22 protein-coding genes are annotated in these 26138 nt (G+C 69.7%); 11 read left to right on the forward strand and 11 right to left on the reverse strand.

Going from position 1 to position 26138, the window contains the following annotated elements; translation table 11 throughout:
- Nucleotides 1-54: 54 nt before the first annotated feature.
- Nucleotides 55-1758: an AMP-binding protein gene (locus ACQPWU_RS12025; RefSeq protein WP_433439190.1), complete on the reverse strand. Its 1704-nt coding sequence runs from the start codon at nt 1756-1758 to the stop codon at nt 55-57.
- 81 nt (nt 1759-1839) lie between these two features.
- Nucleotides 1840-2541 (reverse strand): TetR/AcrR family transcriptional regulator, encoded by a 702-nt coding sequence (locus ACQPWU_RS12030; protein WP_433439192.1) that lies wholly within the window; start codon nt 2539-2541, stop codon nt 1840-1842.
- Between the two features lie 133 nt (nt 2542-2674).
- Between ACQPWU_RS12030 and ACQPWU_RS12035 the strand changes: the two genes are divergently transcribed.
- Nucleotides 2675-4048 (forward strand): MFS transporter, encoded by a 1374-nt coding sequence (locus ACQPWU_RS12035; protein ID WP_433439195.1) that lies wholly within the window; start codon nt 2675-2677, stop codon nt 4046-4048.
- Here ACQPWU_RS12035 and ACQPWU_RS12040 read toward each other — a convergent pair.
- Nucleotides 4045-4743 (reverse strand): alternative oxidase, encoded by a 699-nt coding sequence (locus tag ACQPWU_RS12040; protein WP_433439197.1) that lies wholly within the window; start codon nt 4741-4743, stop codon nt 4045-4047. The two genes, ACQPWU_RS12035 and ACQPWU_RS12040, sit on opposite strands and share 4 nt — an antisense overlap.
- Before the next feature lie 385 nt (nt 4744-5128).
- On the opposite strand from ACQPWU_RS12040, the gene ACQPWU_RS12045 reads away from it, so the two are divergent.
- Nucleotides 5129-6409, forward strand: a complete 1281-nt coding sequence (locus ACQPWU_RS12045; RefSeq protein ID WP_433439200.1) for an aspartate aminotransferase family protein — start codon at nt 5129-5131, stop codon at nt 6407-6409.
- Nucleotides 6406-7911, forward strand: a complete 1506-nt coding sequence (locus ACQPWU_RS12050) for a CoA-acylating methylmalonate-semialdehyde dehydrogenase (RefSeq protein WP_433439203.1) — start codon at nt 6406-6408, stop codon at nt 7909-7911. The genes ACQPWU_RS12045 and ACQPWU_RS12050 overlap by 4 nt, the downstream gene beginning before the upstream one ends.
- A gap of 3 nt (nt 7912-7914) precedes the next feature.
- On the opposite strand, the gene ACQPWU_RS12055 is transcribed toward ACQPWU_RS12050, so the two are convergent.
- Complete coding sequence (locus tag ACQPWU_RS12055; protein ID WP_433439206.1) at nt 7915-9762, reverse strand: PucR family transcriptional regulator; 1848 nt, start codon at nt 9760-9762, stop codon at nt 7915-7917.
- A 90-nt stretch (nt 9763-9852) separates the two neighbouring features.
- On the opposite strand from ACQPWU_RS12055, the gene gabT reads away from it, so the two are divergent.
- Entirely contained in the window at nt 9853-11181 is a 1329-nt protein-coding gene (gabT, locus tag ACQPWU_RS12060; protein ID WP_433439208.1) for a 4-aminobutyrate--2-oxoglutarate transaminase, read from the forward strand.
- Nucleotides 11182-11391: 210 nt separating this feature from the next.
- Nucleotides 11392-11592 carry a hypothetical protein gene (locus tag ACQPWU_RS12065; RefSeq protein WP_433439210.1) on the forward strand — a complete coding sequence of 67 codons (201 nt, stop codon included), beginning with the start codon at nt 11392-11394 and terminating at the stop codon, nt 11590-11592.
- Between the two features lie 97 nt (nt 11593-11689).
- Here ACQPWU_RS12065 and ACQPWU_RS12070 read toward each other — a convergent pair whose 3' ends face one another.
- Together ACQPWU_RS12070 and ACQPWU_RS12075 are read right to left on the reverse strand one after the other, a co-directional pair.
- Nucleotides 11690-12802 carry an extracellular solute-binding protein gene (locus ACQPWU_RS12070; RefSeq protein ID WP_433439212.1) on the reverse strand — a complete coding sequence of 371 codons (1113 nt, stop codon included), beginning with the start codon at nt 12800-12802 and terminating at the stop codon, nt 11690-11692.
- 48 nt (nt 12803-12850) lie between these two features.
- A complete protein-coding gene (locus ACQPWU_RS12075) occupies nt 12851-13477 on the reverse strand; it encodes a TetR/AcrR family transcriptional regulator (RefSeq protein ID WP_433439215.1) in 627 nt (208 codons plus the stop codon).
- A gap of 291 nt (nt 13478-13768) precedes the next feature.
- On the opposite strand from ACQPWU_RS12075, the gene ACQPWU_RS12080 reads away from it, so the two are divergent.
- A complete protein-coding gene (locus tag ACQPWU_RS12080) occupies nt 13769-15196 on the forward strand; it encodes an aldehyde dehydrogenase family protein (RefSeq protein ID WP_433439217.1) in 1428 nt (475 codons plus the stop codon).
- A 33-nt stretch (nt 15197-15229) separates the two neighbouring features.
- Here the strand turns inward: ACQPWU_RS12080 and ACQPWU_RS12085 are convergent, their stop codons facing one another.
- Entirely contained in the window at nt 15230-16294 is a 1065-nt protein-coding gene (locus ACQPWU_RS12085; RefSeq protein ID WP_433439218.1) for a trypsin-like serine peptidase, read from the reverse strand.
- A 55-nt stretch (nt 16295-16349) separates the two neighbouring features.
- Entirely contained in the window at nt 16350-17351 is a 1002-nt protein-coding gene (locus tag ACQPWU_RS12090; RefSeq protein ID WP_433439221.1) for a trypsin-like serine peptidase, read from the reverse strand.
- A 198-nt stretch (nt 17352-17549) separates the two neighbouring features.
- On the opposite strand from ACQPWU_RS12090, the gene dxr reads away from it, so the two are divergent.
- The 4 genes from dxr (at nt 17550) to ACQPWU_RS12110 (ending at nt 22637) form a co-directional block, all read left to right on the forward strand.
- Nucleotides 17550-18728, forward strand: coding sequence for a 1-deoxy-D-xylulose-5-phosphate reductoisomerase (gene dxr, locus ACQPWU_RS12095; RefSeq protein WP_433439224.1), 1179 nt, complete (start codon nt 17550-17552; stop codon nt 18726-18728).
- 31 nt (nt 18729-18759) lie between these two features.
- Entirely contained in the window at nt 18760-19923 is a 1164-nt protein-coding gene (gene ispG, locus ACQPWU_RS12100; RefSeq protein WP_433439226.1) for a flavodoxin-dependent (E)-4-hydroxy-3-methylbut-2-enyl-diphosphate synthase, read from the forward strand.
- A 215-nt stretch (nt 19924-20138) separates the two neighbouring features.
- The gene (locus tag ACQPWU_RS12105; protein ID WP_433439228.1) at nt 20139-21713 is read left to right on the forward strand and encodes an alpha/beta hydrolase; all 1575 of its coding nucleotides are present in this window, start codon (nt 20139-20141) and stop codon (nt 21711-21713) included.
- An 81-nt stretch (nt 21714-21794) separates the two neighbouring features.
- Entirely contained in the window at nt 21795-22637 is an 843-nt protein-coding gene (locus ACQPWU_RS12110; RefSeq protein WP_433445192.1) for a GNAT family N-acetyltransferase, read from the forward strand.
- Here ACQPWU_RS12110 and ACQPWU_RS12115 read toward each other — a convergent pair.
- The 3 genes from ACQPWU_RS12115 to ACQPWU_RS12125 form a co-directional block, all read right to left on the reverse strand.
- A complete protein-coding gene (locus tag ACQPWU_RS12115) occupies nt 22634-23011 on the reverse strand; it encodes a DUF3037 domain-containing protein (RefSeq protein ID WP_433439230.1) in 378 nt (125 codons plus the stop codon). The genes ACQPWU_RS12110 and ACQPWU_RS12115 overlap by 4 nt on opposite strands.
- On the reverse strand, nt 23008-23817 hold the full coding sequence (locus ACQPWU_RS12120; RefSeq protein ID WP_433439232.1) for a HipA family kinase: 810 nt from the start codon (nt 23815-23817) through the stop codon (nt 23008-23010). The genes ACQPWU_RS12115 and ACQPWU_RS12120 overlap by 4 nt, the downstream gene beginning before the upstream one ends.
- Nucleotides 23818-24456: 639 nt before the next feature.
- On the reverse strand, nt 24457-25626 hold the full coding sequence (locus tag ACQPWU_RS12125) for an FAD-dependent oxidoreductase (protein WP_433439234.1): 1170 nt from the start codon (nt 25624-25626) through the stop codon (nt 24457-24459).
- A 55-nt stretch (nt 25627-25681) separates the two neighbouring features.
- Here ACQPWU_RS12125 and ACQPWU_RS12130 point away from each other — a divergent pair, with 55 nt between their 5' ends.
- Nucleotides 25682-26137, forward strand: a complete 456-nt coding sequence (locus tag ACQPWU_RS12130) for a MarR family winged helix-turn-helix transcriptional regulator (protein ID WP_433439236.1) — start codon at nt 25682-25684, stop codon at nt 26135-26137.
- Nucleotide 26138: the final 1 nt, after the last annotated feature.

Consider the following 26138-nt stretch of genomic DNA (forward strand, 5'->3'; position numbering starts at 1 on the left):
GCAGAGCCTAGCCGATCAGACTGTAAGAACGGCCATGCGCCCATTTACGCTTTGTCATTGGTTAAGGTCTTCCTCCCGGTATTCCCTCCGAGGCTCCCGCACCCGCAGCTCGACCCGGCGGATCTTGCCGGAGATCGTCTTGGGCAGCTCGTCGAACTCCAGCCGCCGCACCCGCTTGTAGGGAGCCAGCTCCCTGCGGCAGTGCTCGAAGATCGACCGCGCGGTCGCCTCGTCCGGTTCGAACCCGGGCGCGAGCGTCACATAAGCCTTCGGTACGGCCAGCCGTACCGGATCGGGGGCGGGCACCACCGCCGCCTCGGCCACGGCCGCGTGCTCCAGCAGCACGCTCTCCAGCTCGAACGGCGAGATGCGGTAGTCGGAGGCCTTGAAGACGTCGTCGGTCCTGCCCACGTAGGTGATGTAGCCGTCCTGGTCGCGGGTGGCGACGTCGCCGGTGTGGTAGAACCCGCCGCGCATCGCATCACTCGATCCACCGACATATCCGGACATGAGGCCAAGGGGGCGGCGGCCGTCCAGAGGCAGGCAGATCTCGCCGTCGTCCCCGGGCTCGTCGGTGATCGGATCGATGAGCACGACGTCGTAACCGGGCAGCGGACGCCCCATCGATCCGGGTCTGACCGCCTCATCCCGAGCGTTGCCGATCTGCGCGGTGGTCTCGGTCTGGCCGTAGCCGTCCCTGATCGTGATGCCCCACGCCTTGGCCACCTGGTCGATGATCTCCGGGTTGAGCGGCTCGCCGGCGGCCACCGCCGTACGCAGGGGCAGCTGCGGTTCATGGTCGCGCTCACCTGGCTCTCGCTGGTCATGCGAGCCGCCGCTCTCGGGCCCGAACGTTCCCCGTTTCCACGCCGCCAGGTCCTCCTGTATGAGCATCCGCCAGACGGTCGGCGGCGCGCAGAACGTGGTGACCTGCTCGTCCCGCAGCACCTCGAGCAGCGCCTGGGCCGAGAAGCGCTGGTAGTCGTGGATCAGCACGGTCGCGCCCGCGTTCCAGGGGGCGAAGACGTTGCTCCACGCGTGCTTGGCCCACCCCGGCGAGGACACGTTGAGATGCACGTCGCCGGGCTTGAGCCCGATCCAGAACATCGTCGACAGGTGCCCGGCCGGATAGGAGGCGTGGGTGTGCTCGACCAGCTTGGGCTGCGAGGTCGTGCCCGAGGTGAAATAGAGCAGCAGCGTGTCGCCGGCCCGTGTCGGCGCGTCGGGCGCGAAGTGCTCTCCCGCCTCGTAAGCCTCGTGGTACGGCAGCCAGTTGAAGGCGTCGCCCACAGCGATCTTCGTGTACTCGCCGGCCCTGAACTTCCCCGCGTCGGCGGCGTTGGCGATCACATGGGAGACGCCGCCCCGATCGATGCGCTCGGCGATGTCCTTGGCCGTCAGCAGCGTCGTGGCCGGGATGATGACCGCGCCCAGCTTCATCGCGGCCAGCAGCGACTCCCACAGCTCCGCCTGGTTGCCCAGCATGAGCAGGATCCGGTCGCCCCGGCGTACACCCTGCTGGTGCAGCCAGTTCGCGACCTGGTTGGAGCGGGCCGACAGCTCGGCGAACGTGTAGCGGGCGTTGCTCGCGCCCACGATCTTGAGCGCTACGGCATCGGGCGTCTCGGCGGCCAGCACCCCGTCGAACCAGTCGAGCGCCCAGTTGAACTCCGCCAGCTCCGGCCAGCGGAAGTCGCGGCGGGCGGTGGCGGCGTCGGTGTGGAGGAGGAAATCGCGGGCGGCACGGAAATCGCTCATGCGGCCGCCTTCGTCCGCATGAGCGAGAAATGGGCTGTGTTCGATGGGTCGCTCGCTTCGCTCGCTCATGCCCGAATCCTGCTACGTCGCCAGCCGCCGCTCAAGGCCGTCGAGCACCGACACCAGCCCGAAGTCGAAACACAGGGCGCGAACGACCTGCGGATCCTCGTAAGTGTCCATGTCGATGCGCTCCAGCAGGTCAGGGAAGTCGGCGGCGGCCCTGGCCACCGACGCGCGCATCTCATCCGTGTCGTAGGCCTGGCCGGACATCGCGGTGTTCCAGGCGATCTCCGGGATCGTCATGCCGTACACGAAGGCGGTGAGCGCGGCGCCGGCGTAGTCGATCTCCACCCCGCTGAACCCCGCGTGCCTGAACATCACCCGCATCCGGTCGGCCACGTGGAGGGCGTTGGGGCCGAGCGCGGGTACGCGCCCGAGCAGGTCGGCCGACCATGGGTGGCGCAGCATTACCTGGCGCATGCTGTGGGCCAGGACCGACGCGGCGTCGCGCCAGCCCACCTCCTCGGGGTCGGGCACGCTCATCTCGCCCCAGATTTCGTCGTAGGCCAGCTCGAGCAGCTCGTCCTTGTTGGCGACGTACCAGTAGATGCTGGTGGCGCCCGCGCTCAGCTTCGCGCCCAGCTTGCGCATGCTGAGCCCGCCGAGCCCCTCCGCGTCGAGCAGCTCGAGGGAGGCCTTGACGATCTCCTCGCGGCTGCGCCCCGGGCTCGCGGTCTTGCGCGGCTCGCGGAGCCAGACGGAGGCGAACTGCTTGCCGGTCATCCTCCCAGGATAAATCCACTCGCACACTGTACGATGATTGCCGTACGCTGTGCGAGTGGACTCGAACACTGTACGAGACCCCCGTCGCTGGTGGATTCTCGTCGTACTCTGCTTGGCGCTATTGGTGCTTGTCGTGGACAACACCGTCCTCAACCTCGCCATCCCCTCGCTGAACGAGGAGATGGGCGCGAGCCCGTCGGACATCCAGTGGATCATCGACGCGTACGTGCTGGCCTACGCCGGATTGCTGCTCACCTCGGGCAGCCTGTCCGACAAGTACGGCCGTAGGCGGTTCCTGATCATCGGCCTGGTGTTCTTCGGCGGCGCGTCCCTTCTGGCCGTGCTCGTCTCCGAGCCCTGGCAGCTCATCGCCGCTCGTGCCTTGATGGGCATCGGCGGCTCGCTCGTCATGCCCTCGACGCTGTCGATCCTGATGACCGTCTTCGACGAGGCGGAGCGGCGCAAGGCGATGGCGTCCTGGAGCGCGGTGGCCCTGGTCGGCATGGTGTCGGGGCCGACGCTGGGTGGTTTCATGCTGCAGCACTACTGGTGGGGCTCGGTCTTCCTGCTGAACATCCCGATCGCTGCCGTCGCCATCGTGGCCGCCGTCGTGCTCATGCCCGAGAGCCGCAGCAGCGGACGGAAGATCGACCCCGTCGGTGTGGTGCTGTCGACCCTGGGGCTGACGTCGGCCGTGTACGTCATCATCGAGCGCGAATGGAACGTGATCGGCATCGCCGTCGCGGTCGTCGCGCTGGGCGCGTTCGTGGTCTGGGAGCGCAGGCAGACTCAGCCGATGTTGCCGCTGCACCTGTTCGCCAACCGCAACTTCAGCGGCGCGTCTTTCTCGATCCTGCTGATGGCGTTCGGGGCGGGCGCCGTGATGCTGATGCTGACCCAGTACCTGCAGTTCGTGCTGGGCTATGGGGAGATGCAGGCGGGCCTCGCCATGCTGCCCTACGGCGTGGCCGCCGCGATCTTCAACGGCGTGGGCGCCGGGCTGGGCAAAAGGGCCAGCAACCGGGCGCTGATCGGGGCGGGGCTGCTGGTGATGGCCTGCGGGTTCGTCGTCATGGCCACGACCACCGGATATCTCCCGCTCCTCACAGGGCTGGTGATCATGGGTGTGGGCGGCGGGCTGGCCGGGCCGTCCGCGTACTCCTCGCTCATGAGCGCCATCCCCATGGAGCACGCCGGCGTCGGCTCGGCGCTCAACGACACCGTCCAGCAGGTCGGCATGGCGCTGAGCATCGCGATCCTGGGCAGCGTGCTGGCCGGGCAGTACACCTCTCAGATGCCGGCCGACCTGCCCGCCGCCGCCAGGGAGTCGATCGGCGGCGCGCATCTGGCGGGCTTCGCGGAGGCCGGCAACCAGGCGTTCACGTCGGCCATGCACCTCGGCTCGTGGGTCGGGGGCGCGTTCTGCGTGGCCGCCGCGCTGCTCGCGGTGGCCGTGCTGCGCCCGGTCGCGGCTCCAGTGCCGGTGCCGGAAGGCAGCAAGGTCTAACGGACGCGGGGATCCCGCATGCTCTCCAAGCTGTCGAGCTTGTGGGTGCGCTCGTCGTGGCCGATCTGCCTGAGCAGGTCGGCCACCGAGCGGTAGCGGCCGTACTCGGCGGCGTACGTGCCGGGGTCGGGCACGAAGTCCAGGTCCGGGTTCTCGGCCACGAAGGTCATGTACTCGTGCTCGGCGTGGTCCTCGAACTCCGCGTTCAGCCGGTAGCTCCACTCGGGCCTGACCAGGAACAGCATCCAGGACACGTGGTAGTAGAAGAACGCGATCAGCCACGGTGCTGCCCTGTGCAGCAGCCACGTCTGCCTCTGCCCGGTGCGCTGGACGAGGTCCTGCAGGATCAGCAGGTGCCACTGCTCGTTGTCCTGGTCGGCCCGGGCCTCCACGATCCGCTCGAAGATCTTCCTGGCCAGCGTCGATCGTCCCCGGTAGCGGTGCACGGCCCAATAGCCCATCCGCTCCCACGCCTGGTACGGCACGCGGGCGATGATCTCCAGCATGGCGAACTTCGTGTACGAGCCCTTCTTGCCGTACATGATGTCGACGGGCTTGAACATCATCTTGGCCAGCAGGCTGTAGTCCATGCGCGGGGTCGCCAGGGTGTCCTCCTGGGCCTGGCGGAGCCGGTCGCGGTCGAGCTTGGGCGGACCGGAGGGCGCCTCGGGGCGGTGGTCGATGGTGACGGTCATCTCGCTCTCTCCTTCACGTTTCGAGATGATCCGATGGTGCTCGACCGGCATGGTCCCTGGCGTCGGCCGCCAGTGGTCTTTCGGGGTGCCTCCCGCGGCGTACCGGATCGGCGCGAAGTACACCTCCAGGTGGACGGGACATCCCCTAAGGGGCGTCGGCAAGGCGGTCCCGGAGGGCCGCGTGGCGGAACTGGTGGAGGCGGTGCATGCCAGCCTCGCCACGATCGCCGCGCCCGCGAGGAGTTCCGTACCACGCCGATGATCTTGTCGTGTTTACCTGGTCATTTGGGAAATCCGGGTGGTTTGCAGGATGTAAGGGATTTTTGCGCTCTCCCGACAGGTTGTAGGTGGGAGTACGCGTAAGGGAAAAGGGATACTCGTTATCATGTCGGAGCTTCTTGCGCGCCATCGGGCAGTGATGCCCAACTGGTTGGCACTCAACTACAACGAGCCCATCGAGATCGTCAGCGGCAAAGGTAACCGCGTCATCGACGCCGACGGCAGGAGTTACCTGGACTTCTTCGCTGGCATCCTGACCAACATGATCGGGTACGACGTGCTCGAGGTGCGCGAGGCGGTCGAGCGCCAGATCGCCACCGGAGTGGTCCACACCAGCACTGTCTACCTGCTGCGCGGCCAGATCGAGCTGGCCGAGAAGATCGCGCGGCTCTCCGGCATCCCCGACGCCAAGGTCTTCTTCACCAACTCCGGCACCGAGGCCAACGAGACCGCCCTGCTGCTGGCCACGTACGCGCGCAAGACCGACCAGGTGCTCGCCATGCGGCAGAGCTACCACGGGCGCAGCTTCGGCACGATCGGCGTCACCTCCAACCGCTCCTGGAAGAACAACTCGCTCTCCCCGCTCAACGTGCAGTTCCTGCACGGCGCCGACCGGCACCTCACCCAGTTCAAGGGCATGTCGGACGCCGAGTACATCCAGGCGTGCGTGGACGACCTGCGCCACGTGCTGGCCACCGCGGTCTCCAACGACGTGGCCGCGCTGATCGCCGAGCCGATCCAGGGCGTGGGCGGGTTCACGATGGCCCCCGACGGGCTCTTCGCCGCCTACAAGGAGGTGCTCGACGAGCAGGGCATCCTGTTCATCTCCGACGAGGTGCAGACCGGGTGGGGCCGCACCGGCAGCGCGTTCTTCGGCATCCAGAACCACGGCGTGACCCCCGACATGATCACGTTCGCCAAGGGACTCGGCAACGGCTTCGCGGTCGGCGGCGTGGTGGCACGCCGCGACCTCATGGACGCCCCGCACGCCGTGGGCCTGGCCACTTTCGGCGGCAACCCCATCTCCATGGCCGCCGCCAACGCCACCCTCGACTACGTGCTCGACCACGACCTGCAGGCCAACGCCGCGCGTACCGGCGAGATCATCATCAGCGGCCTCAAGGAGGCCGCCAAGCGCCTGCCCGTGGTCAAGGGCGTGCGCGGCAAGGGCCTGATGTTCGCCGTCGAGCTGGAGACCCCCGCCCAGGCCGCCCGCTTCATGGAGGAGACCAAGAAGGCCGGGCTGCTGGCGGGCAAGGGCGGCCTGTACGGGACCGCGATCCGCATGGCCCCGCCCCTCACCCTCACGGTGGACGAGGCCGTCGAGGGCCTCGGCATCATCGTCACCGCCCTGGAAACCATCGACGCAGAGGCAGCAGCCCAGTGAAGTCCGTCAAGCATTGGATCAACGGAGCTCCGGCGGACGGCGACGCCCGCGCCGCGGAGCTCTACAACCCCGCGACCGGCGAGGTCAGCGGCCACGTGGCCCTCGCGTCCGTGGCCGACGTGGACGCGGCCGTCGCGGCCGCCGTCGCGGCGTTCCCCGCCTGGCGGGACGCGTCGCTGATGAAGCGGTCACACGTGCTGTTCCGCTTCCGCGAGCTCATGTACGCGCACCGCGACGAACTGGCCGCGCTGATCTCCTCCGAGCACGGCAAGGTCCACTCCGACGCGCTCGGCGAGGTGGCCCGCGGCCTCGAGGTCGTGGAGTTCGCCTGCGGGATCCCCCACCTGCTCAAGGGCGGCTTCTCCGAGGGCGTCTCGACCAGGGTCGACTCCTACTCGATCCGCCAGCCGCTGGGCGTCGTGGCCGGGATCACCCCGTTCAACTTCCCGGCCATGGTGCCGATGTGGATGTTCCCGATCGCGATCGCCTGCGGGAACGCGTTCGTGCTCAAGCCGTCCGAGAAGGACCCGTCGGCGTCGCTGCTCATGGCGCGGCTCTGGAAGGAGGCGGGGCTGCCCGACGGCGTGTTCAGCGTCGTGCAGGGTGACAAGGTCGCCGTGGACCGGCTGCTGGAGCACCCCGACGTGCGCGGCGTGTCGTTCGTCGGCTCCACCCCGATCGCCAAGTACGTCTACGAGACCGGCACCGCCCACGGCAAGCGCGTGCAGGCCCTCGGCGGCGCCAAGAACCACATGCTCGTCCTCCCCGACGCCGACCTCGACCTGGTGGCGGACTCGGCCGTGTCGGCGGGGTTCGGCTCGGCGGGGGAGCGGTGCATGGCGATCTCCGTCGTGCTGGCCGTCGACCCGATCGGCGACGAGCTCGTGCAGAAGATCGTCGAGCGGGTGGACGAGCTGGTGATCGGCCCGGGCGACGACCCGAAGTCCCAGATGGGGCCGCTCGTCACCGAGGCGCACCGCGACAAGGTCGCCTCCTACCTCGACCTCGGCGTCGAGGAGGGCGCCAAGCTGGTCGTGGACGGCCGGGAGACGGCCGTGCTCGGCGGCGGCAAGGCCGCGGAGACGCCCGGCTTCTGGCTCGGCCCGACCGTGCTCGACCACGTGCCGCCGGGCTCGCGGACGCACACGGACGAGATCTTCGGGCCGGTCCTGTCGATCGTGCGGGTGTCCTCCTACGAGGAGGGGCTCGAGATCATCAACGGCGGCCTGTACGGCAACGGCACCGCGATCTTCACCAACGACGGCGGCGCGGCCAGGCGCTTCCAGAACGAGGTCGAGGTCGGCATGGTCGGCATCAACGTGCCCATCCCGGTGCCGATGGCCTTCTACAGCTTCGGCGGCTGGAAGTCCTCGCTCTTCGGCGACACGCACGTGCACGGCACCGAGGGCGTGCACTTCTACACCCGCGGCAAGGTCGTGACCTCCCGCTGGCTCGACCCCTCGCACGGCGGCGTGAACCTGGGCTTCCCCACCAACAAGTAGCCGTCAGCGGCGGGTGGCTTCGAGTGCGAGCCACAACTCGGCTCGCACTCCCGGGTCGTCGAGGTCGCGGCCCAGCAGCTCCGTGACGCGCTTCATGCGGTAACGCAGGGTGTGGCGGTGCACGCCGAGCCGCTGCGCCGCCGCGTCCCAGTGGCCGTTGCTGTCCAGGTACGCGCGTAGCGACTCGACCAGGTCGGGCTTGGAGCCGTACGCGGTGAGGGGTGCCAGCAGCGCGGCGGCGAACGCCTGGACGGCGGCCTGGTCGAGCAGCCCGAGCAGCCCCTGCCCGGCCAGCTCTCCGAACCTCACGACCCGCCCGCGTCCTCGGTCACCCGCTCCTGCGCCGCTTCGGCCGGTGGCCGCGACGAAGGACGCGCCGAGTGTCGGCGCCCAGCCGCATCTGGCGGCTTCCAGCGCGCGCCTCGCCTGGTCCAGCGCGCCGTACAGGGCCTCCGGGGCGTAGCCGCACGGCAGGCTGACACCCACCGGCGCGTCCGCCTCCAGCGCCGCCTTCTCCGCCACCGCGTCCGCCACCAGCGCCACGGCCAGGGAGCCTCCGGCTTCCCGTGCCCCCTGCTGGGTGCCGTCGTCACCGAGCAACGCCGCGAACGCGTGCGGCTCCAGGGACTCCAGCGCGTCGGCGTCCGCGGCCAGCACCGCCAGCGGCTCCTCCGGGAGCCGCCCGCCGAGCGGCCTCAGCACCGCGCGGGCCTGCTTCTTCTCGCCGGCGAGCAGCAGCTCCAGTACGGCGGAACGGGCCCGCCGCTCGGCCTCCAGGTGGGTCCTGCCCTGCTCCATGGCCAGGGTGAGCAGGGATCCCGCGGCGTTGATCACGGTGTGGGTGACCGGCGAGAAGGGCTCCTTGGCCCCGACGGCGAAGAACCCCCGCGGCCGCGCCCCGCCGCCCAGCGGCTGCACCACGATGTGCTCCCCGGGGCCCGACAGCGCCAGGCTGGCAGGCAACGGACCCGCCCGCCCGACACCCCAGCCCGCACGTTCGCCACTCCCGCCCGCGCGCTCAGCGCCTCCGGCGCCGCCCCAGCGCGCGTGCGGTGTGCCTCCGGGCGTGCCCGCAAGGTCCTTGTCCTCGTACGCGGCACTGTCGCTGACGTGCGTGGCGTCCCTGGCTCCGTGTTCGACGCCGCCGGTGCCGCTCGGCTCTCCGCCTCCGACGCCTTCGGGGCCGCCGAGCCCCGCGCGGTGGCCGGGCTCCAGGTGGTCGCCGGGTTGCCGGCGGCGGGGCGGGGCGGGGAGGCGGCCTGTGCGGAGGCGGGTGAGCTCGGCCACGACGGCGTCCGTGTTGGCGCCGCGGGTGGCGTGGCGGACCTCGCCCCACTCGTCCAGCAGCGCCGCCCAGCCGCCGACCTCCTTGGCGAGCCGGTCGATGACCGCGTGCATGCCCTCCGGCCGGAGCGCCGCCCGCGTCAGGCGGCCCTGGGCGGCGAAGGCGCGGGTGATCTCCTCGTACTGCTCGGTCGCCAGCAGCTCGCTGACCGCCTTGCCGATCGCCATGAACGGGGTCTCGCGCGGCACCTCCAGCAGCGGCAGCCCGGCCTCGTCGGCGGCGGCGATCAGGGCGGGCGGCACCTCCTCGTGCGAGACGCCGACACCGAACCCGAGCCCCGCGACGCCACGGGCCACGAGCCGGGCGACATATTGGGATTGGTCGCCTTCCATCCGCATGCCCGTGGTGAGAAGGAGCTCTCCGCCCTCCAGGTAGGGTGTCGGATCCGCGAGCTCGCTGACCGCCACCCACCGCACCACCGCGTCCAGCCCACGCGCGTGACCCGGGATTCCGGCTACCGGCCGGAGGCCCATGCGGCGTATCACGGTGTGGAGCGAAGGCGGCATGCAGGTTTTGTCCATTCTGGCAAAGACAACCAATTCAGTGTTACATATCGACGTATCGGCGCAGGTGGGAGGCCAACGTAGCGTCGAGCCATGAGCATTCCCCAGGAGCGGCGTGTCGTGACCGCGATCCCAGGCCCCAAGTCGCAGGAGTTGCTGGCCCGCAAGCAGGCCGCCGTCCCGCCCGGCATCGGAACCACCCTGCCGGTCTTCGTCACCCGCGCCGGCGGCGGCGTGGTGCAGGACGCCGACGGGAACTCGCTGATCGACTTCGGCTCCGGCATCGCCGTGACGAACGTCGGCAACGCCGCCCCCAAGGTCGTCGAACGCGTCCAGAAGCAGGTCGCCGACTTCACCCACACGTGTTTCATGGTCACCCCGTACGAGTCGTACGTCCGGGTGTGCGAGAAGCTGAACGAGCTGACCCCGGGCGACCACGAGAAGCGCACGTTCCTGGTGAACTCGGGCGCCGAGGCCGTGGAGAACGCCGTCAAGGTCGCCAGGCACGCCACCGGCAGGCAGGCCGTCGTCGTGTTCGAGCACGGCTACCACGGCCGCACGCTGCTCACGATGACGCTGACGGCCAAGAACATGCCGTATAAGCACGGTTTCGGCCCCTTCGCGCCCGAGGTGTACCGGGTGCCGCTGGCGTACCCGTACCGCTGGCCGACCGGGCCGGAGAACTGCGCCGAGGAGGCCGCCGCGCAGGCCATCGACGCGATCACCAAGCAGATCGGCCCGGAGAACGTGGCCGCCGTGGTGATCGAGCCGATCGCGGGCGAGGGCGGGTTCATCGTGCCGGCGAGGGGCTTCCTGCCGCGGATCGCGGAGTTCTGCGCGGCCAACGGCATCGTGTTCGTGGCCGACGAGGTGCAGACCGGCTTCGCCAGGACGGGCGACCTCTTCGCGTGCGAGGACGAGGGCGTCGTACCCGACATCATCACCACCGCCAAGGGCATCGCGGGCGGCCTGCCGCTGGCCGGGGTGACCGGGCGCGCGGAGCTCATGGACAAGGTGCACGTCGGCGGCCTGGGCGGCACGTACGGCGGCAACCCTCTGGCCTGCGAGGCCGCGCTCGGCGTGCTCGAGACGATCGAGGAGGAGGACCTGGTCTCGAAGGCCCGCCGCATCGGCGAGATCATGCTGCCCCGGCTCAAGGCGCTCCAGGAGCGCTTCGACGTGATCGGCGACGTCCGCGGCCGGGGCGCGATGATCGCGATCGAGCTGGTCGAGCCGGGCACCAAGGAGCCGAACCCCACCGCCGTACAGGAGGTCGTCAAGCGCTGCCACGCCGAGGGCCTGCTGGTGCTGACCGCGGGCACGTACGGCAACGTGCTGCGCTTCCTGCCCCCGCTGGTCATCCCCGAGCACCTGCTCGAGGAGGGCCTCGGCACCCTGGAGAAGGCGATCGCCGAACTGTAGTAGAAACCTCCACCAATCGGGCATCCGGCTTGCGGCTGGATGCCCGATTTTGTGGTGTAAGAGGCCTCAGTCGGGTAGAGAATTCACCCTGACTTGACGCTCAGCTGGACGCTCACGGCCTCGGTCAGGGTTATAACGGTTCCGACATGCGGATGGGCGATGGCTGCAGGGAGCGTGATGAACTGGAGTCCGACCAGAACGGCGCGGAGTATGTTGACGTTCGACCCTGAAGGCCTGACCTTGGCCCAGCGCGACGGCGACGCCTGCGTCGTCTGCCACAAGAGATGGCCGCGCCCGCGCGTGCGCGTGGGCCGGCTGCCCGACAACTCGGCGGTCCTGGCCTGCGGCGACTGCGCCGAGGCGCTCGTTCCCGCTCCCAAGGCCACCGTGGTGGCCTTTCCGTCCCGCTGACCACAGCGAAACGAGACGCCCCGGGACGGGGGGGAAGGCCCGGGGCGTCCCTACAGGCGGCGCCCAGCGGGGGGAAGCGGGCGCGCCCGCGTCATCGTCATTTGGTGAGCGTCGGCCACCAGTCGGTCCAGGTCTTGTATTCAGTGCATTCCCCGTCATCCGCCCGGCAACCCCCGGGCGGCCGAACGGCGAAGGCCACGCGGTCCAGCTCCTTGCCCCGCCCGTACGTCTCGCACATCAGCTTGGCCCGCCCCTTGCACGCCTTGGCGTTGGCCGGCGCCAGTCCTGCCCAGGCGGCGGCGTCGCGCTGCGCGTTCGGCGCGGTCATCCAGTTGAGCCACCGGTAGGCGCAGGTGGTGTCGGGGACGCTCGCGCCCAGCATCCAGGAATCCATCCATCCGGTGGTCTCGTGCGTCTTGAGCGTCTTGACCGGCATTCCGGCCTTCTGCAGGAGCAGGCGATAGTACGGGGTGGCCTGGGCGTAGTCGAGCGCCCCGGTGGCGAACCCCTGGACCAGGTCGATCGGGTTCTGCCAGTAGGTGCGGCCCTTGCTCTGCTCGAGCAGGGCCATCGCCCGATCGAGTTGGTCCTTGGTCAGCTCGAACGGCTCCTTCACCGACCCTTCGGCCAGCGCGGCGTCGGCGATCGTAAGGGGAGTGTCCCTGAGCGCGACCCGGTCGGACGCGAACGCCTGCTTGATGTCGCCCTTGACCTTGGCCGAGTCGTAGATGAACTCGTGATAGCCCCAGAGGTACGGCACCCCGTACACCTTGCCCGACACGGTGGACATGTCGCGGAAGCGCTCGTCGATGTCGTCGTACCCGGTCACCTTGGCCGGGTCGATGGGCTGCACCTGCTTGGCGTCGATCAGGTCGGCGGCCAGCACGGGCCCGGCGGAGATCACGTCGTAGGGCCGCTGGCCGGCCATGCGCTTCATGTCCTCGGCGGTCTGCACGGTGTCGAGCCTGGCGATCCGGCAGCCGGTCTCCTTCTCGAACGAGCCCACCCAGTTGGCCTTGGGGCTGATGCCGCCGTATTCGGCGTAGCCGCGGTAGGTGAGGATCTGCAGCGTGCCGTCGCTCTGCGTCGCGCTCGGGGTGGGGGTCGGGCTGGGCGTGGGCTTGGGAGTCGGGGTCGGCCGCGCCGCGCCCATGCCGGCGACCAGCGCCGATGCGGCGAGCGCCAGGGCGTAAGCACGACGACGATTCACGATGTCCCCCCTTGTCCGTGTGCTGGAGCTTACAGGGGGACGGGAGGACTACTCCTGCTTCTCCACCAGGTAGCAGCAGATGATCGCCGTCGTGACCGCCTCGAACGTGCTCCCGTCGCGCAGGTGACCGGCGCGTTCCAAACTGATCGCCCCCTGGGCCCCCGCCCACAGCGCGTCCGCGATCTTGCGGGGCTGGGTCGGGATCAGGTATCCGGCCGAGATGCAGTCGGCGATCACGCGGTCGAGGATGTTCAGGGCCGCGCGGGCCAGGGTCCTGGCGCGTTCGCTGGGCTCGAAGCCGGGGATCGCCCGTTCGAACATCAGGCTGTAGTAGCCGGGCTCGGCCAGGCACGCCTCCCGATACGCGGGCCCGAGCGCGGTCAAGTGCTCGAACGGGTTGCGCCGCGCCGGCACCGCCTCCAGAAATCGGCGGAACCGCTCGAACCCCTCCAGATAGAGCGCCTCCGCCAGCCCCTCCCTGTTGCCGAACATCGTGTAGATGACGGTCGTCGTGCAGCCCGCCTCCGCGGCGATCCTGCGCATCGTGAGGCTGTCGGCCCCGTCCGTCTCGAGGAGGTTCACCGCCACGTCGAGGAGGCGGGAGCGAAGTTGGTCGTGGCTGGCGCGCTCACCCAGAAGGTAGGCGCCTTGCAGCCCCAGCGGCGCCGAGGTCATGAGACCTCCCTTGTGGCCAAGGAGCTAAGCGTCCTTGTGACCTCACGTTGTTCGGTCACGGGGCCCACGCCTTTCTGATTGGGGGCCCGCCGCGCTGGAGACCCGCACACGATGACTTAGCCATGGCGGAGATCGCTCAAACCACTCCGCATGGTAAACATCCCGAATTGGGTCTACTTCTGTTACATCATGGGTATACCACGGAGCTTGTACTTAACGGTGAGCCCTCATGGGAGTCTTGTGCACCGTGGTGTAAATCCCCCATCACCGGCTTGGCATAACGTCATGTGTATGGACGTGCGTACCTTCTGGCTGGCCGGCCGCGCCGCGACCGGGGACTCCGAGCTCAATGTGACCAACCCCCACGACGGCCGTGTGATCGGGCGGCACTCCGTGCCGACCGACGCCCAGGTCGAGGAGGCCATCGCGGCCGCCCACGCGGTGGCCAAGGAAGCCGCCGCGCTGCCCGTGCACGTGCGGGCCGAGGCGCTGGCCCACGTGTCGCGCCGCCTCGCGGAGCGGGCCGACGAGATCGCCCACCTCATCACGGCCGAGAACGGCAAGCCGATCCTCTGGGCGCGTGGCGAGGTCGGCCGCGCCGTCGCCACGTTCCGCTTCGCCGCCGAGGAGGCCCGGCGCTGGTCGGGCGAGGTGCAGCGGCTCGACACCGAGCCCGCCGCGGCCGGGCGGCTGGCGTACGTCTCCCGCGTGCCCTACGGGCCGGTGCTGGCGATCACCCCGTTCAACTTCCCCCTGAACCTGGTCGCCCACAAGGTCGCTCCCGCCATCGCCGTCGGCGCCCCCGTCATCGTCAAGCCCGCCCCCGCCACCCCGCTCTCCTCGCTCCTGCTCGGTGAGATCCTGGCGGAGACGGACCTGCCGGAGGGGATGTTCTCGGTCCTGCCGATCGAGAACGAGCGCGCCTCGGCACTGGTCCAGGACTCTCGTCTCCCCGTGGTGTCGTTCACGGGTTCCGCGCCCGTCGGCTACGCCATCGCCGACCAGGTGCCGCGCAAGCACGTGACGCTCGAGCTGGGCGGCAACGCGGCGGCCGTCGTGCTGGCCGACGCCGACCTCGACTGGGCGGCCCAGCGCATCGCCCTCTACTCCAACTACCAGGCCGGCCAGAGCTGCATCGCCGTGCAGCGGGTGATCGTCGAGCAGCCTGTTTACGACGCCTTCGTCGAACGCCTCCTCCCGGCCGTCTCCGGCCTGGTCACCGGCGACCCGGCGGACGAGAAGACCCAGGTGGGCCCGCTGGTGTCGGAGGCCGCGGCCGAGCGGGTCGAGCAGTGGGTCAAGGAGGCGGTCGCCGCCGGAGCCCGCGTGCTGGCGGGCGGCACCCGCGAGGGAGCGACGGTCGCCCCGACCGTGCTGGCCGACGTCCCGCACGACGCCAAGGTGGCGTGCGAGGAGGTCTTCGGACCCGTCATGATCCTCCAGCCCGCCGCCTCGATCGACGAGGCGTACGCGATGGTCAACGACTCCAAGTACGGGCTCCAGGCCGGGGTGTTCACCCGGTCGCTGGACGCCGCCTTCCGCGCGAACCGGGAACTGGAGGTGGGCGGGGTCATCATCGGCGACGTGCCTTCGTACCGGGCGGACCAGATGCCTTACGGCGGTGTGAAGGACTCGGGGATCGGACGCGAGGGGCTCCACTCGGCGATGGACGACCTCACGTACGAGAAGGTCATGGTTCTGACCGGTCTGACGCTCTGACGGCAGCAGCCTTGATGCAGCGGGTCGCTCGGGCTATGCGTGTTCCGCCGTGTTGAACAGGGCCTTGACGGTGTCGCCGAAGTACGGGCCGTACATGGTGCGGTGGTCGTCGCTGTACTTGAAGCTGCTCAGCGACGTGATCGTGCCCTTGCCCGTGCCCGGGTCGAACGAGGTCATCCACGGCCCGCCGCTGGAGCCCGCCGTCATGTCGCAGGCCAGGCCCTGGTCGCGGCTCTGCCCGTTGGAGTCGTTCTTCAGCCGCCCCGCGCAGTAGACCAGGTGGTCGCCGCTGTACGGCGGGTCGGCGGGGTAGCCGAAGCCGAACGCCTGCCCCCCGCGCGCGGCGTTGAAGGCGATCTCCTGCGTGCCCACCACGTCGGCCACGTGCCTGCCGGCCGACGTGGCCAGCGCGACCATGCCCACGTCGAAGTTGTCGTCGCCGCTGCGCGACCACGGGCCGGTGACGAACATGCGGCGCGCCGCGTACTGCCCGTACGGCTGCAGGCCGGTCGTCGCGTACCCGGGGACGAACGTCCAGTTCGCCGCCCACTCGCCCGCGCCGTCCTTGACGCAGTGGCCGGCGGTGACGACGACGTCCCTGTTGGCGCTCTTTACCGTGCTCGCCGAGCAGACGAAGTCGGCCCCGGCCACCGTCAGGAAGACGCGGCCTGTAGTCCTGGCCACGGCGCCGCCTGTGATCCAGCGCGAGCCGACCGTGTTGGTCTGCGGCCGCCCGGCCGCCTGGTGGCGCAGCGTTCCTGGACCGGACAGACCGGCACCGGACGGGCCCAGGCGGCGGCCCGACAGGTCCGGGGCGGTGTGTACGCCCGCGGTGCCCGTCAGGTCGCTCAGCAGGCCCGCACTGTCCGTCACGACGTCCAGCATGCCGATCGGCAGCGCCCTGGCCATGCGCTCAGGCGTCCAGTAGTCGAGCACGCGCCGCTGCTCGGCGGCCGTGCGAGCGGCCACGTGCTCGACTATCTGGGTGCGCACTGCCCTGTGGGCCTGCTGCGGGACGGGGGTTCCGCCGAGGAGGGCGGGGCCGATCAGTCCTGCCAGGAGCGGGGCGGCCGCAAGCAGGGGGGTGCTCAAGGTCATGCCCCCGGAGTCTGCACCACGAGGTGTGTTCTTGTGACTACTTTCGGTAAAAGACTCAGAGTGCGTTGGTGCTTTGTGCCGATTGGTAGACGGCTTGGGCCTCGTTCCCGAAATATGGGCCGAACATCCAGTTGGGGGCGAAGTTGTATTTGAAGCTGTTGACCGAATTCTGCGTGCCGAGCCCGGTCGACTCGTTGAAATTCAGCATCCAGGGACCGCCGCTCGCACCGCCGGTCATGTTGCAGGTCAGGCCCTGGTCGTCGCTCATGAGGTAGTCGTCGAAGGTCCGGCCGCTGCAGTAGATCAGCTTCGAGCCGTCGTACGGCGCCGCCGCCGGGTAGCCGAACCCGTACATCTGCTGCCTTCTCTGCTGGTTGAACGCGACGCCCTGGCCGCCCACGACGTCCACCAGCGTCTTGCCCTCGAGCGGCGCGACCACCGCGGCGGCGACGTCGAAGTTGATGTCCTCGCCGGAGTTCCACTGCGGCGTGGTCAGCAGTTTCGTGGCCGCCCAGGTGCCGAACGGCCGCTGGCCGTTGTTGTAGCCGGGCACGAAGACCCAGTTCGTGTGGAACGTGCCATTCAGCTTCACGCAGTGGCCGGCGGTCAGCACGACGCTCTTGTTCGCGCTGGTCACCGCCGAGCCCGAGCACGACGCGTTCCGCCCCTGCGTGGTGAAGAAGATCCGGCCGGTGGTCTTCACGACCGTGCCGCCGCCGGTCCACGCCTGGCCGGACGATCTGGCCGCCTGCAACTCCACGCCGGCGCGCGTCGTGCCGGTGGGCGGTGCCGTCCACGGGGTGCCCTCCGCGGGCTCGTCCATGGTCAGCTTCGTCCCCGTCTTGGGGTTCGGCGCGTCCAGCGGCTTGGCCGTCTCCATCCGCTGCTCGGTCCAGTACGTCAGGACCTGCCGCTGCTCGGAGGCCGAGTCCGCCGCGGCGTGCTGGGCGGGTTTCGGCCGCATCTGGACGTTGGCCTGCGCCGTGCTCGCCGGGAGCAGGGCGGCGCTCCCCGCGGCGAGGGTGAGGATGGAAAGCAGAACGACTCTGCGGTGCATTACGTACCTCCCGGAAACCGGACCTGAGGTTCGGAAGGTAGCGGTATCAATATCCAGATTTCTCAAGATTTGCGCATACCGATATAGCAATATTCCGACATAAATTAACTGCGTTATCTCAGGTCACATAAGTGACGGGATTTTGGCACGATCGGCGCCGCGTGCCTGAGTACGTCCCGCAGCGGGGACAATGGACAGGTGCATGAAGAGACCCTCCGCACTGTCGTCGTGCTCGGCTCCACCGGCTCCATCGGCACTCAGGCCCTCGATGTCGTGGCCGCCAACCCGGGCGGCTTCAAGGTCGCCGGGCTGGCGGCGGGGGGTGGCAAGGTCGAGTTGCTGGCCAGGCAGGCGGCCGAGTTCGGCGTCGAGGTGGTGGCGGTGGCCGACGCGGCGGCCGTTCCCGCGCTGAAGGACGCGCTGGCCGCGCACGGCGTGACGCCCACCGTGCTCGGCGGGCCCGAAGGGGTCGCGGAGGTGGCGGCGTGGCAGTGCGACATGGTGCTCAACGGCATCACCGGCGCGCTCGGGCTGACCTCCACGCTGGTCGCGCTCGAGGCGGGCAGGATACTCGCGCTGGCCAACAAGGAGTCCCTGATCATCGGCGGGCCGCTGGTCAAGCGGCTGGCCAAGCCCGGGCAGATCCTGCCGGTCGACTCCGAGCACTCGGCGCTGCAGCAGTCCCTGTGGGCCTCGGGGCCCGACGGCTACGACCCCGACAGCGTCAAGCAGCTGGTGATCACCGCGAGCGGCGGGCCGTTCAGGGGGATGAAGCGCGCGGAGATGGCCGGCGTCACACCCGAGATGGCACTGGCCCACCCCACCTGGTCGATGGGCCCGATGATCACGATCAACTCCGCCACCCTGGTCAACAAGGGGCTCGAGGTGATCGAGGCGCACCTGCTGTTCGACATCGGTTTCGACCGTATTGAGGTCGTGGTCCACCCGCAGTCGATCATCCACTCCATGGTGGAGTACGTAGACGGCTCGACCATCGCCCAGGCCAGCCCGCCCGACATGCGGCTGCCGATCGCGCTCGCGCTCGGCCACCCCCACCGCATCCCCGGCGCGGCGCGGGCCATCGACTGGACCAAGGCGCACACGTGGACGTTCGAGCCGCTCGACGATGTCGCGTTCCCCTCGGTCGCGCTGGCCAGGCACGTCGGCGGCGCGGGCGGCACCGCGCCCGCCGTCTACAACGCGGCCAACGAGGTGTGCCTCGAGGCGTTCATCCGCGGCGAGCTGCCGTTCCTGGCGATCGTCGACACCGTGGCCAAGGTCGTCGAGGAGCATCAGGTGACCCCGGCCGACTCCGTCGAAGAGGTGCTCGCGGCCGATGCCTGGGCCCGGGCCCGCGCGGTGGAACTCACTACCTAGACTGGAAACCGTCGTCACAGTAAGGGTTGAAATGACTTCTGTAGCTCTCGGCATCCCGACGGTCCGTCCCAAGCCGCTCGCCGAACGCCGACACTCTCGCCAGATCATGGTCGGCAGCGTGCCCGTCGGCGGCGACGCGCCCGTCTCGGTGCAGTCGATGACGACCACGGTGACTGCCGACGTCAACGCCACGTTGCAGCAGATCGCCGAGCTCACCGCGTCGGGCTGCCAGATCGTGCGTGTGGCCGTGCCGTCCCAGGACGACGCCGACGCCTTGCCGATCATCGCCAAGAAGTCGCAGATCCCGGTCATCGCCGACATCCACTTCCAGCCCAAGTACGTGTTCGCCGCCATCGAGGCGGGGTGCGCGGCTGTCCGGGTCAACCCCGGAAACATCAAGAAATTTGACGACAAGGTGGGCGAAATCGCCCGGGCCGCCTCCGACCACGGGGTGCCGATCCGGATCGGCGTCAACGCCGGCTCGCTCGATCCCCGCCTGCTGCAGAAGTACGGCAAGGCCACGCCCGAGGCGCTGGTGGAGTCGGCGCTGTGGGAGTGCTCGCTCTTCGAGGAGCACGGGTTCCGCGACATCAAGATCTCGGTCAAGCACAACGACCCGGTCGTGATGATCAACGCGTACCGGCTGCTCGCCGCCAAGTGCGACTACCCCCTGCACCTGGGCGTCACGGAGGCCGGCCCGGCCTTCCAGGGCACCGTCAAGTCCGCGGTCGCCTTCGGCGCCCTGCTGGCGGAGGGCATCGGCGACACCATCCGCGTCTCGCTCTCCGCACCTCCGGTGGAGGAGGTCAAGGTCGGCACCCAGATCCTGGAGTCGCTCGGGCTGCGGGAGCGGGGGCTGGAGATCGTCTCCTGCCCGTCGTGCGGGCGGGCCCAGGTGGACGTGTACACGCTCGCGGACGAGGTGCAGGCGGGGCTCGAAGGGCTCAAGGTGCCGCTGCGGGTGGCCGTGATGGGGTGCGTGGTCAACGGGCCCGGGGAGGCTCGGGAGGCCGACCTCGGGGTGGCCTCCGGCAACGGCAAGGGGCAGATCTTCGTCAAGGGCGAGGTCATCAAGACGGTGCCGGAGTCGCAGATCGTGGAGACGCTGATCGAGGAGGCGCTCCGGCTGGCCGAGGAGATGGGCGTCGAGGTCGACCTCGACGACGACTCCGGCCCTCAGGTCGTCGTCGGCTGATCCCTTCCTCCGGGGCTTGCGGGCTTCGCGGCTGAGCTCCTGGGCTCTGCGCGCGTCCGGCTCGCGATAACCCGCGCCCGGCGCCCGCGCCGTGGGACGGTTACGGGATGCAATCAGGCAATTACAAATTGGCAAGCCTTTCCCCATACCCAGAGTGATGCCACGGCCGCGCACGGGAGCATCGCAGGCCTATGAACACGGGGGAATGGGGCCGGATGAAACGGGTCGTGGGGGTTGTCGCGGGTGTTGCGGTGCTCGTCGGCGGGATCGTGGGCGCGGATGGGGCGGCGCTGGCCAGCGGCGCGAGGATGGCGCCGGGCACCGTGGCCTGGCAGCCGTGTCCCAAGGAGGCCGGGAGGGCCACGTCGGCCAACCTCGAGTGCGCCACGGTACGCGTACCGCTCGACTACAACGAGCCCTGGGGCCAGACGATCACGCTGGCCATCAACCGGATCAAGGCCAAGGTGTCCAGGGACGCCAACCACCTCGGCACGCTCCTGGTGAACCCCGGCGGGCCGGGGGCGTCCGGCCGGGAGCTGACCGAGTTCGTGGCCACGTCGCTGCCGCGGGACGTGAGCGAGCGGTACGACATCGTCGGGTTCGACCCGCGCGGCGTCGGCGGGAGCGAGCCGGCGGTGCACTGCGTGGACCCGGAGGCGTACTTCAAGCCTCCCAGGCCGGACGCGGTGCCGCACGGTGAGGCAGAGGAGCGGGTGCTGCTGTCGAGGGCGGCGGACTTCGCGAACCGGTGCGGCAACTACTGGGCCTGGCTGCTGCCGTACCTCACCACCGAGAACTCCGCCAGGGACATGGACTCCATCCGCGCCGCGCTCGGCGAGGAGAAGATCAGCTACTTCGGCTACTCGTACGGCACCTACCTGGGCGCCGTCTACGCCACGCTCTTCCCGACCAGGGTCAAGCGGCTCGTCATGGACAGCACGATCGACCCCACGCAGGTCTGGTACGAGTCGAACCTCAAGCAGGACAGTGCCTTCGAGCACCGCCACCGCCAGTTCCTGGCCTGGACCGCCAGGCACAACTCGGTCTACAAGCTGGGCGCCACCAGCAAGCAGACGTCGTTCGCCTACTACGCGATGCGCGACCGGCTGCGCGCCCGCCCGGCGGGCGAGGTAGTGGGGCCGAGTGAACTGGACGACGTCTTCACGATCGCCGGGTACAGCGACCGGGTCTGGCCCCAGTTCGCCCAGGCCTGGTCCTCCTACGTACGGGAGGGCGACGTCAAGGGCCTGCTCGACCTCTACGAGAAGTACGGCAAGGACGACGAGAGAGCCGAGAACGGCTACGCCATCTACCTGAGCGTCCAGTGCGCCGACGCCAAGTGGCCGCGCCAGTGGGACAAGTGGCGGACCGACATGACGCGGATGCATCGCGAGGCGCCGTTCATGACCTGGCCGAATGCCTGGTTCAACGCTCCCTGCGCCTTCTGGCCGGTCAAGGGCGGCACACCGGTCGAGGTGAAGGGGTCGCCGAACCTGCCGCCGATCCTCATGATCCAGTCCCGCGACGACGCCGCGACGCCGTACAAGGGGGCCTTGGAGATGCGCAGGCACTTCGCCCACGCGACCATGGTGATCGAAGGCGGCGGCAACCACGGCGTCTCGCTGGCCGGGAACAAGTGCGTGGACGGCCGTCTCGCCGCGTACCTGAGGGACGGCACTCTGCCGGCGCGGGACGTGAAGTGCGCCGGGCTGCCCGAGCCTCAGGCTTCTGAGCACATGGCGGCGGCAAGCCCCACGGACGGCTTGTTCGGGCTCCTCGGGCTGCTCTAGGAGAAATGACGTCAAGAAAGGATTACCGTCGGCATCGCCCGATGAGCCAATCGGTAACCCTTCGCGTAGTCTGACCATGTGATGCTGCGTACATCGGCGTCGCGCGTGCTCGACGACAGCGACCGGGACGAGGTTCTCGCCCTGCTGGACACCGACCCGGTCGCGAACGTCTTCGTCTCCTCCCGGGTGCGGGCCGTCGGACTCAATCCGGCGAGACTGGGCGGGCAGATGTGGGGCTTCGGGCCGCGCGGTGGACTTGTGTCACTCTGTTACGCCGGTGCCAACATGGTGCCGGTCAACGCCGGTCCCGAGGCCGTGCACGCGTTCGCCGACCGCGCCCGCAAGCAGGGGCGTCGCTGCTCCTCCATCGTGGGCCCGGTCGACGCCGTCTCCCTGCTGTGGGAGCGTCTCGAGCCGCACTGGGGCCGGGCCCGGGCGATCCGGTGGGCGCAGCCGGTCATGGCCACCACGCGCAAGCCACCGGTGCCCCCCGATCCGCTGGTACGCCGGGTGCGGCCGGAGGAGTTCGAGATCCTGCTGCCTGCCTGCGTGGCCATGTTCACCGAGGAAGTCGGCGTCTCGCCCAACCTCGGTGACGGCGGCGCGCTCTACCGCACCCGCGTGGCCGAGCTGATCAGGATCGGCCGATCCTACGCCCGCATCGACGAGGGCCGCGTGGTGTTCAAGGCGGAGATCGGGGCCGTCACGCCGCACGCCTGCCAGATCCAGGGTGTCTGGGTCGCGCCGGAGCTGCGGGGGAGGGGCTACGCCGTGGCCGGCATGGCCGCCGTCGTGGAGGCCGCGCTGAGCCTCTTCGCGCCCGTGGTCACGCTGTACGTCAACGACTTCAACCAATCGGCCCGGGCCGTCTATCGCAAGGTCGGCTTCCAGGAGGTCGACACGTTCATGTCGGTCCTCTTCTAGACGCGTACGAGCTTGTCGAACAGCCTGTTCAGCTCGATGTCCGGGTCGGCGGTGAGGCCCGCGTGCACGGGCCCGGTCTGGACGATCGTGCTGCGGGGGGCGGTCAGCCAGCGGAACCTGCCGCCGAGCGGCTCCTCGGCCAGCGGTCCCGGCTTCTCGCCGCAGGCCAGCTCGTACGCGCTGAGCGCGCGGCGTACCGCGTCGATGTCGGCGCCCGGGTCGAGGGCGCGCAGGCGGGCCGGGTCGAGCTCGACCCGGGCACACAGGTAACCACGCGGCTGGCAGTAGAGCAGCACGCCGACGTTGATCAGCTCGCCGCGCTCCACCTTGGGCATCACGCGGATCACCGCGTACTCGTAGACGTCCCTGGTCACCGGCCGCCTCCCCGCCAGAACTCGCCCACGGATCCCGGCCCTGTCCTGGGAGCCTCCGCCTCGGAACGCACGAGCCACTCCTGCGGGCCGTGCGCCCGCTGCAGCAGATGGCCGACGTACGCCTCGCGCACGGCCTCCGGCCCGTCGAACCCGGGCTCGCCGTCCAGCCACTCGTCGGGCACCAGCGCCGTCACGGTCTCCAGCAGCTCCCGGTCGATCTTACCGGCCAGCTCGGCGCCCGCCGCCTGCACGTCACCCGCGTACGGCGCCAGCACGTGGTCACCGGCGTCGAACTTCCGCTGGGGGTCGGCCGTCTTCCAGTTGTGGTGGAACCAGAGCGCCGCCCCGTGGTCGATCAGCCAGGTGTCGCGGTGCCAGATCAGCAGGTTGGGGTTGCGCCAGCTGCGGTCGATGTTGTGGATGAGACCGTCGAACCACACCACCTTCGCCGCGAACACCGGATCCGCCACCCAGGCCAACGGCTCGAACCCCAGCGCGCCGGGCAGGAAATCGATCGCCAGGTTGAGTCCGGTGCTGGCTTTGAGCAGGTCCTGCACCTCCTCGTCCGGCTCCCGGATGCCCAGCTGGGGGTCGAGGTCGATGAGCTTGAGATCGGGGATCTTGAGCCCCAGGCGGCGGCCCAGCTCGGCCGCGATGATCTCGGCGACCAGCACCCGCCGGCCCTGACCCGCCTCACGAAATTTCACCACGTACGTGCCCAGGTCGTCGGCCTCGACGACGCCCGGCAACGACCCGCCCTCCCGCAACGGGGTCACATAACGGGTGGCTGCGATCTTTTCCAGCACAGGATGAGGCTATCGCCCATCTCCACCCCTTCTCGCCCTCACCCCACACCGGCCCTCCCTCGCCACCGCCCACCGCCCCTCGTCCTTCGTCCACCGTCCGGTGCTCGTCGTCCGTTGTCGGCTGCCGCCACGTGTCGGGCGCTCTGCGCGCCGCTGGGGAAGCAGCGCGCCTTATCGGGCCGCGCGTCTCAGCGGCGTCGGGTCGGCGGGGTGGTGTGGGGTGGAGTTCGGTGCGACGTGTGCGGTGGGGATGCGGCCACGTGTCGGGCGCTTTGCGCGCCGTTGGAGAAGCAGCGCGCCTTATCGGGCCGCGCGTCTCAGCGGCGTCGGGTCGGCGGGGTGGTGTGGGGTGGAGTTCGGTGCGACGTGTGCGGTGGGGATGCGGCCACGTGTCGGGCGCTTTGCGCGCCGTTGGGGAAACCGCGCGCCGCGCGCGGCCCGCGCGTCTCAGCGGCGTCGGGTCGGCGGGGTGGTGTGCGGTGGAGTTCGGTGCGACGTGTGCGGTGGGGATGCCGCCACGTGTCGGGCGCTCTGCGCGCCGCCGGGGAAGGTCGTGCGTGTCGTCGTCAGGGTGAGACGAGCACCCCACCGGCGTGGTGGAAGACGCTGGCCCGGCGGCGGGAAGGGCCGGAGGGTGGGTCAGCGGGCAGGAGGGCGGAAGGGCGCGAATGGGTGGTCGCGGGAGGCGTCGACGGCGGTGAAGGCGTAGTCGAGCATGCGGCGCTCGTACCCCGCCTTGGCGACCGCGAGGGGCTGCCCCTTGGACGCGGCCGCACCGAGCAGGTCGCTCAGCAGGTGGGCGTCCCGGAGCCCCACGTTGGCGCCCTCGCCCCGCCCAGGGCTCATGCTGTGGATGGCGTCGCCCACCAGCGTGACGACGGGGTCGTCCCACGGCTCCACGCTCCGCGCCGAGTGGGTCTGCAGGACGAACGTCGCCTCCGGCGACGCCTCGCGGACGATGCGCCGCACGCCCTCGTGCCAGCCCCGCACCGTGTCCATGGCCAGCCGGTGCAGTGCTGTGGGTGGCACGTCGTCGGGGCGGGGGCCGGGCGCGCTCAGCGTCCACGAGAAGTAGCCGGGGATGTCCGTCAGCCGCGCGCCGGGGGCGTGGCGGGCCACGGCTTCGGGTACGGGGGTGAGCGGACGGCAGGTGGCGATGGAGATGGCCGTGCCGTCAGGGGCGATGACCCGATTGAACGAGTCGACCAGCTCCGGCGGCGTGGCGGCCAGCAACTCGGGGGTGATCCACGTCCTGCCGTACAGGCCCCAGCCGAGCTCGTCCACCACGGCGTCGGGCAGCAGCTGCGCCCGGACCCGCGAGCCGACGCCCTCCGCCCCCACGAGCAGATCGCCGTCCACGCTCTGGCCGTCCGCGAAGTGAGCGCGTACGCGGCCGCCGTCGAGCCGCTCGTACCGCTGATAGTCCATGCCGAAACGGACAGAATCCGACAGCCCCGACATGAGGATCTCGCGGAGCGTGAGCCGGTTGACGCCCAGGCCGTCCACACCGGGCTGTTGCTCAGGAATGTCCTTGGCGAACTTGGGCCGCAGATCGGTCTCCATGAAGATCATGCGGGTGGCCGGCCGGATGGAGGTCGCCACGGCCAGGTCGAACAGGTGGTCCGGCAGGCAGGCCCGCAGCGCCCGTACGCCGGTCTCCTTGAGGCTGATGCGGTAGCCCTGGGGGCGGTGGGCCGCCGAGGGGTCGCGTTCGAAGAGGGTGACGCCGAGACCTGCCCGCCGCAGGCCCTGGGCAAGGCACAATCCAGCGATTCCGCCTCCCACGATCAAAACGTGTGTGTCATTCATGGTCACGACTGTAGCTGTCGCAACAGCAAGTGTCTATGCAGGATATTCTCTGGAGATGAACGAGAACCGTGCGCCGCAGTCGACGTTCGAGCTGGTCCTGGGGGGAGGGTCGCTGCTCGTCCAGGTCGGCAGGGAGCTGAACACCGAGACCGAGCGGCGCCTCGCCCCTCTCGGCCTCACGGCGCAGCAGGCCGCGCTGCTGTTGCACGCGTCGCGCGGTGGCGGCACGCCCAGCCTGCTGAAGAGCCGGCTCGGTACGGACACGGCCGGGATGACCAGGCTGCTCGACCGGCTGGAGGCCAAGGGGCTGCTGCGGCGGGCCCGCCATCCCGAGGACCGGCGCTCGATCGTCATCGAGCTGACGGACGAGGGGCGGGCGCTGGTGCCCAGCCTGCCGCCGATCTTCGGGAGGATCAGTCACCAGGTCTTCGCGGGGTTCTCGCCGGAGGAGATCGCGCAGGTCACGGACATGCTGCGACGGATCCTGGGAAACCTCGCCGAAGGCGCCTAGC

This window comes from Nonomuraea sp. CA-141351 (assembly GCF_050944675.1).
Taxonomy (GTDB): domain Bacteria; phylum Actinomycetota; class Actinomycetes; order Streptosporangiales; family Streptosporangiaceae; genus Nonomuraea.

What these genes read in the sequence shown, in the direction of transcription:
- ispG (WP_433439226.1), top strand. Translation starts at nt 18,760, where the DNA reads ATGACTTCTGTAGCTCTCGGCATCCCGACGGTCCGTCCCAAGCCGCTC.
- ACQPWU_RS12090 (WP_433439221.1), bottom strand. Translation starts at nt 17,351, where the DNA reads ATGCACCGCAGAGTCGTTCTGCTTTCCATCCTCACCCTCGCCGCGGGG.
- ACQPWU_RS12040 (WP_433439197.1), bottom strand. Translation starts at nt 4,743, where the DNA reads ATGACCGTCACCATCGACCACCGCCCCGAGGCGCCCTCCGGTCCGCCC.
- ACQPWU_RS12025 (WP_433439190.1), bottom strand. Translation starts at nt 1,758, where the DNA reads ATGAGCGATTTCCGTGCCGCCCGCGATTTCCTCCTCCACACCGACGCC.
- ACQPWU_RS12080 (WP_433439217.1), top strand. Translation starts at nt 13,769, where the DNA reads ATGGACGTGCGTACCTTCTGGCTGGCCGGCCGCGCCGCGACCGGGGAC.
- ACQPWU_RS12110 (WP_433445192.1), top strand. Translation starts at nt 21,795, where the DNA reads ATGCTGCGTACATCGGCGTCGCGCGTGCTCGACGACAGCGACCGGGAC.
- ACQPWU_RS12130 (WP_433439236.1), top strand. Translation starts at nt 25,682, where the DNA reads ATGAACGAGAACCGTGCGCCGCAGTCGACGTTCGAGCTGGTCCTGGGG.
- ACQPWU_RS12085 (WP_433439218.1), bottom strand. Translation starts at nt 16,294, where the DNA reads ATGACCTTGAGCACCCCCCTGCTTGCGGCCGCCCCGCTCCTGGCAGGA.
- ACQPWU_RS12105 (WP_433439228.1), top strand. Translation starts at nt 20,139, where the DNA reads ATGAAACGGGTCGTGGGGGTTGTCGCGGGTGTTGCGGTGCTCGTCGGC.
- ACQPWU_RS12055 (WP_433439206.1), bottom strand. Translation starts at nt 9,762, where the DNA reads ATGCCGCCTTCGCTCCACACCGTGATACGCCGCATGGGCCTCCGGCCG.
- ACQPWU_RS12030 (WP_433439192.1), bottom strand. Translation starts at nt 2,541, where the DNA reads ATGACCGGCAAGCAGTTCGCCTCCGTCTGGCTCCGCGAGCCGCGCAAG.
- ACQPWU_RS12125 (WP_433439234.1), bottom strand. Translation starts at nt 25,626, where the DNA reads ATGAATGACACACACGTTTTGATCGTGGGAGGCGGAATCGCTGGATTG.
- gabT (WP_433439208.1), top strand. Translation starts at nt 9,853, where the DNA reads ATGAGCATTCCCCAGGAGCGGCGTGTCGTGACCGCGATCCCAGGCCCC.
- ACQPWU_RS12045 (WP_433439200.1), top strand. Translation starts at nt 5,129, where the DNA reads ATGTCGGAGCTTCTTGCGCGCCATCGGGCAGTGATGCCCAACTGGTTG.
- ACQPWU_RS12065 (WP_433439210.1), top strand. Translation starts at nt 11,392, where the DNA reads ATGTTGACGTTCGACCCTGAAGGCCTGACCTTGGCCCAGCGCGACGGC.
- ACQPWU_RS12075 (WP_433439215.1), bottom strand. Translation starts at nt 13,477, where the DNA reads ATGACCTCGGCGCCGCTGGGGCTGCAAGGCGCCTACCTTCTGGGTGAG.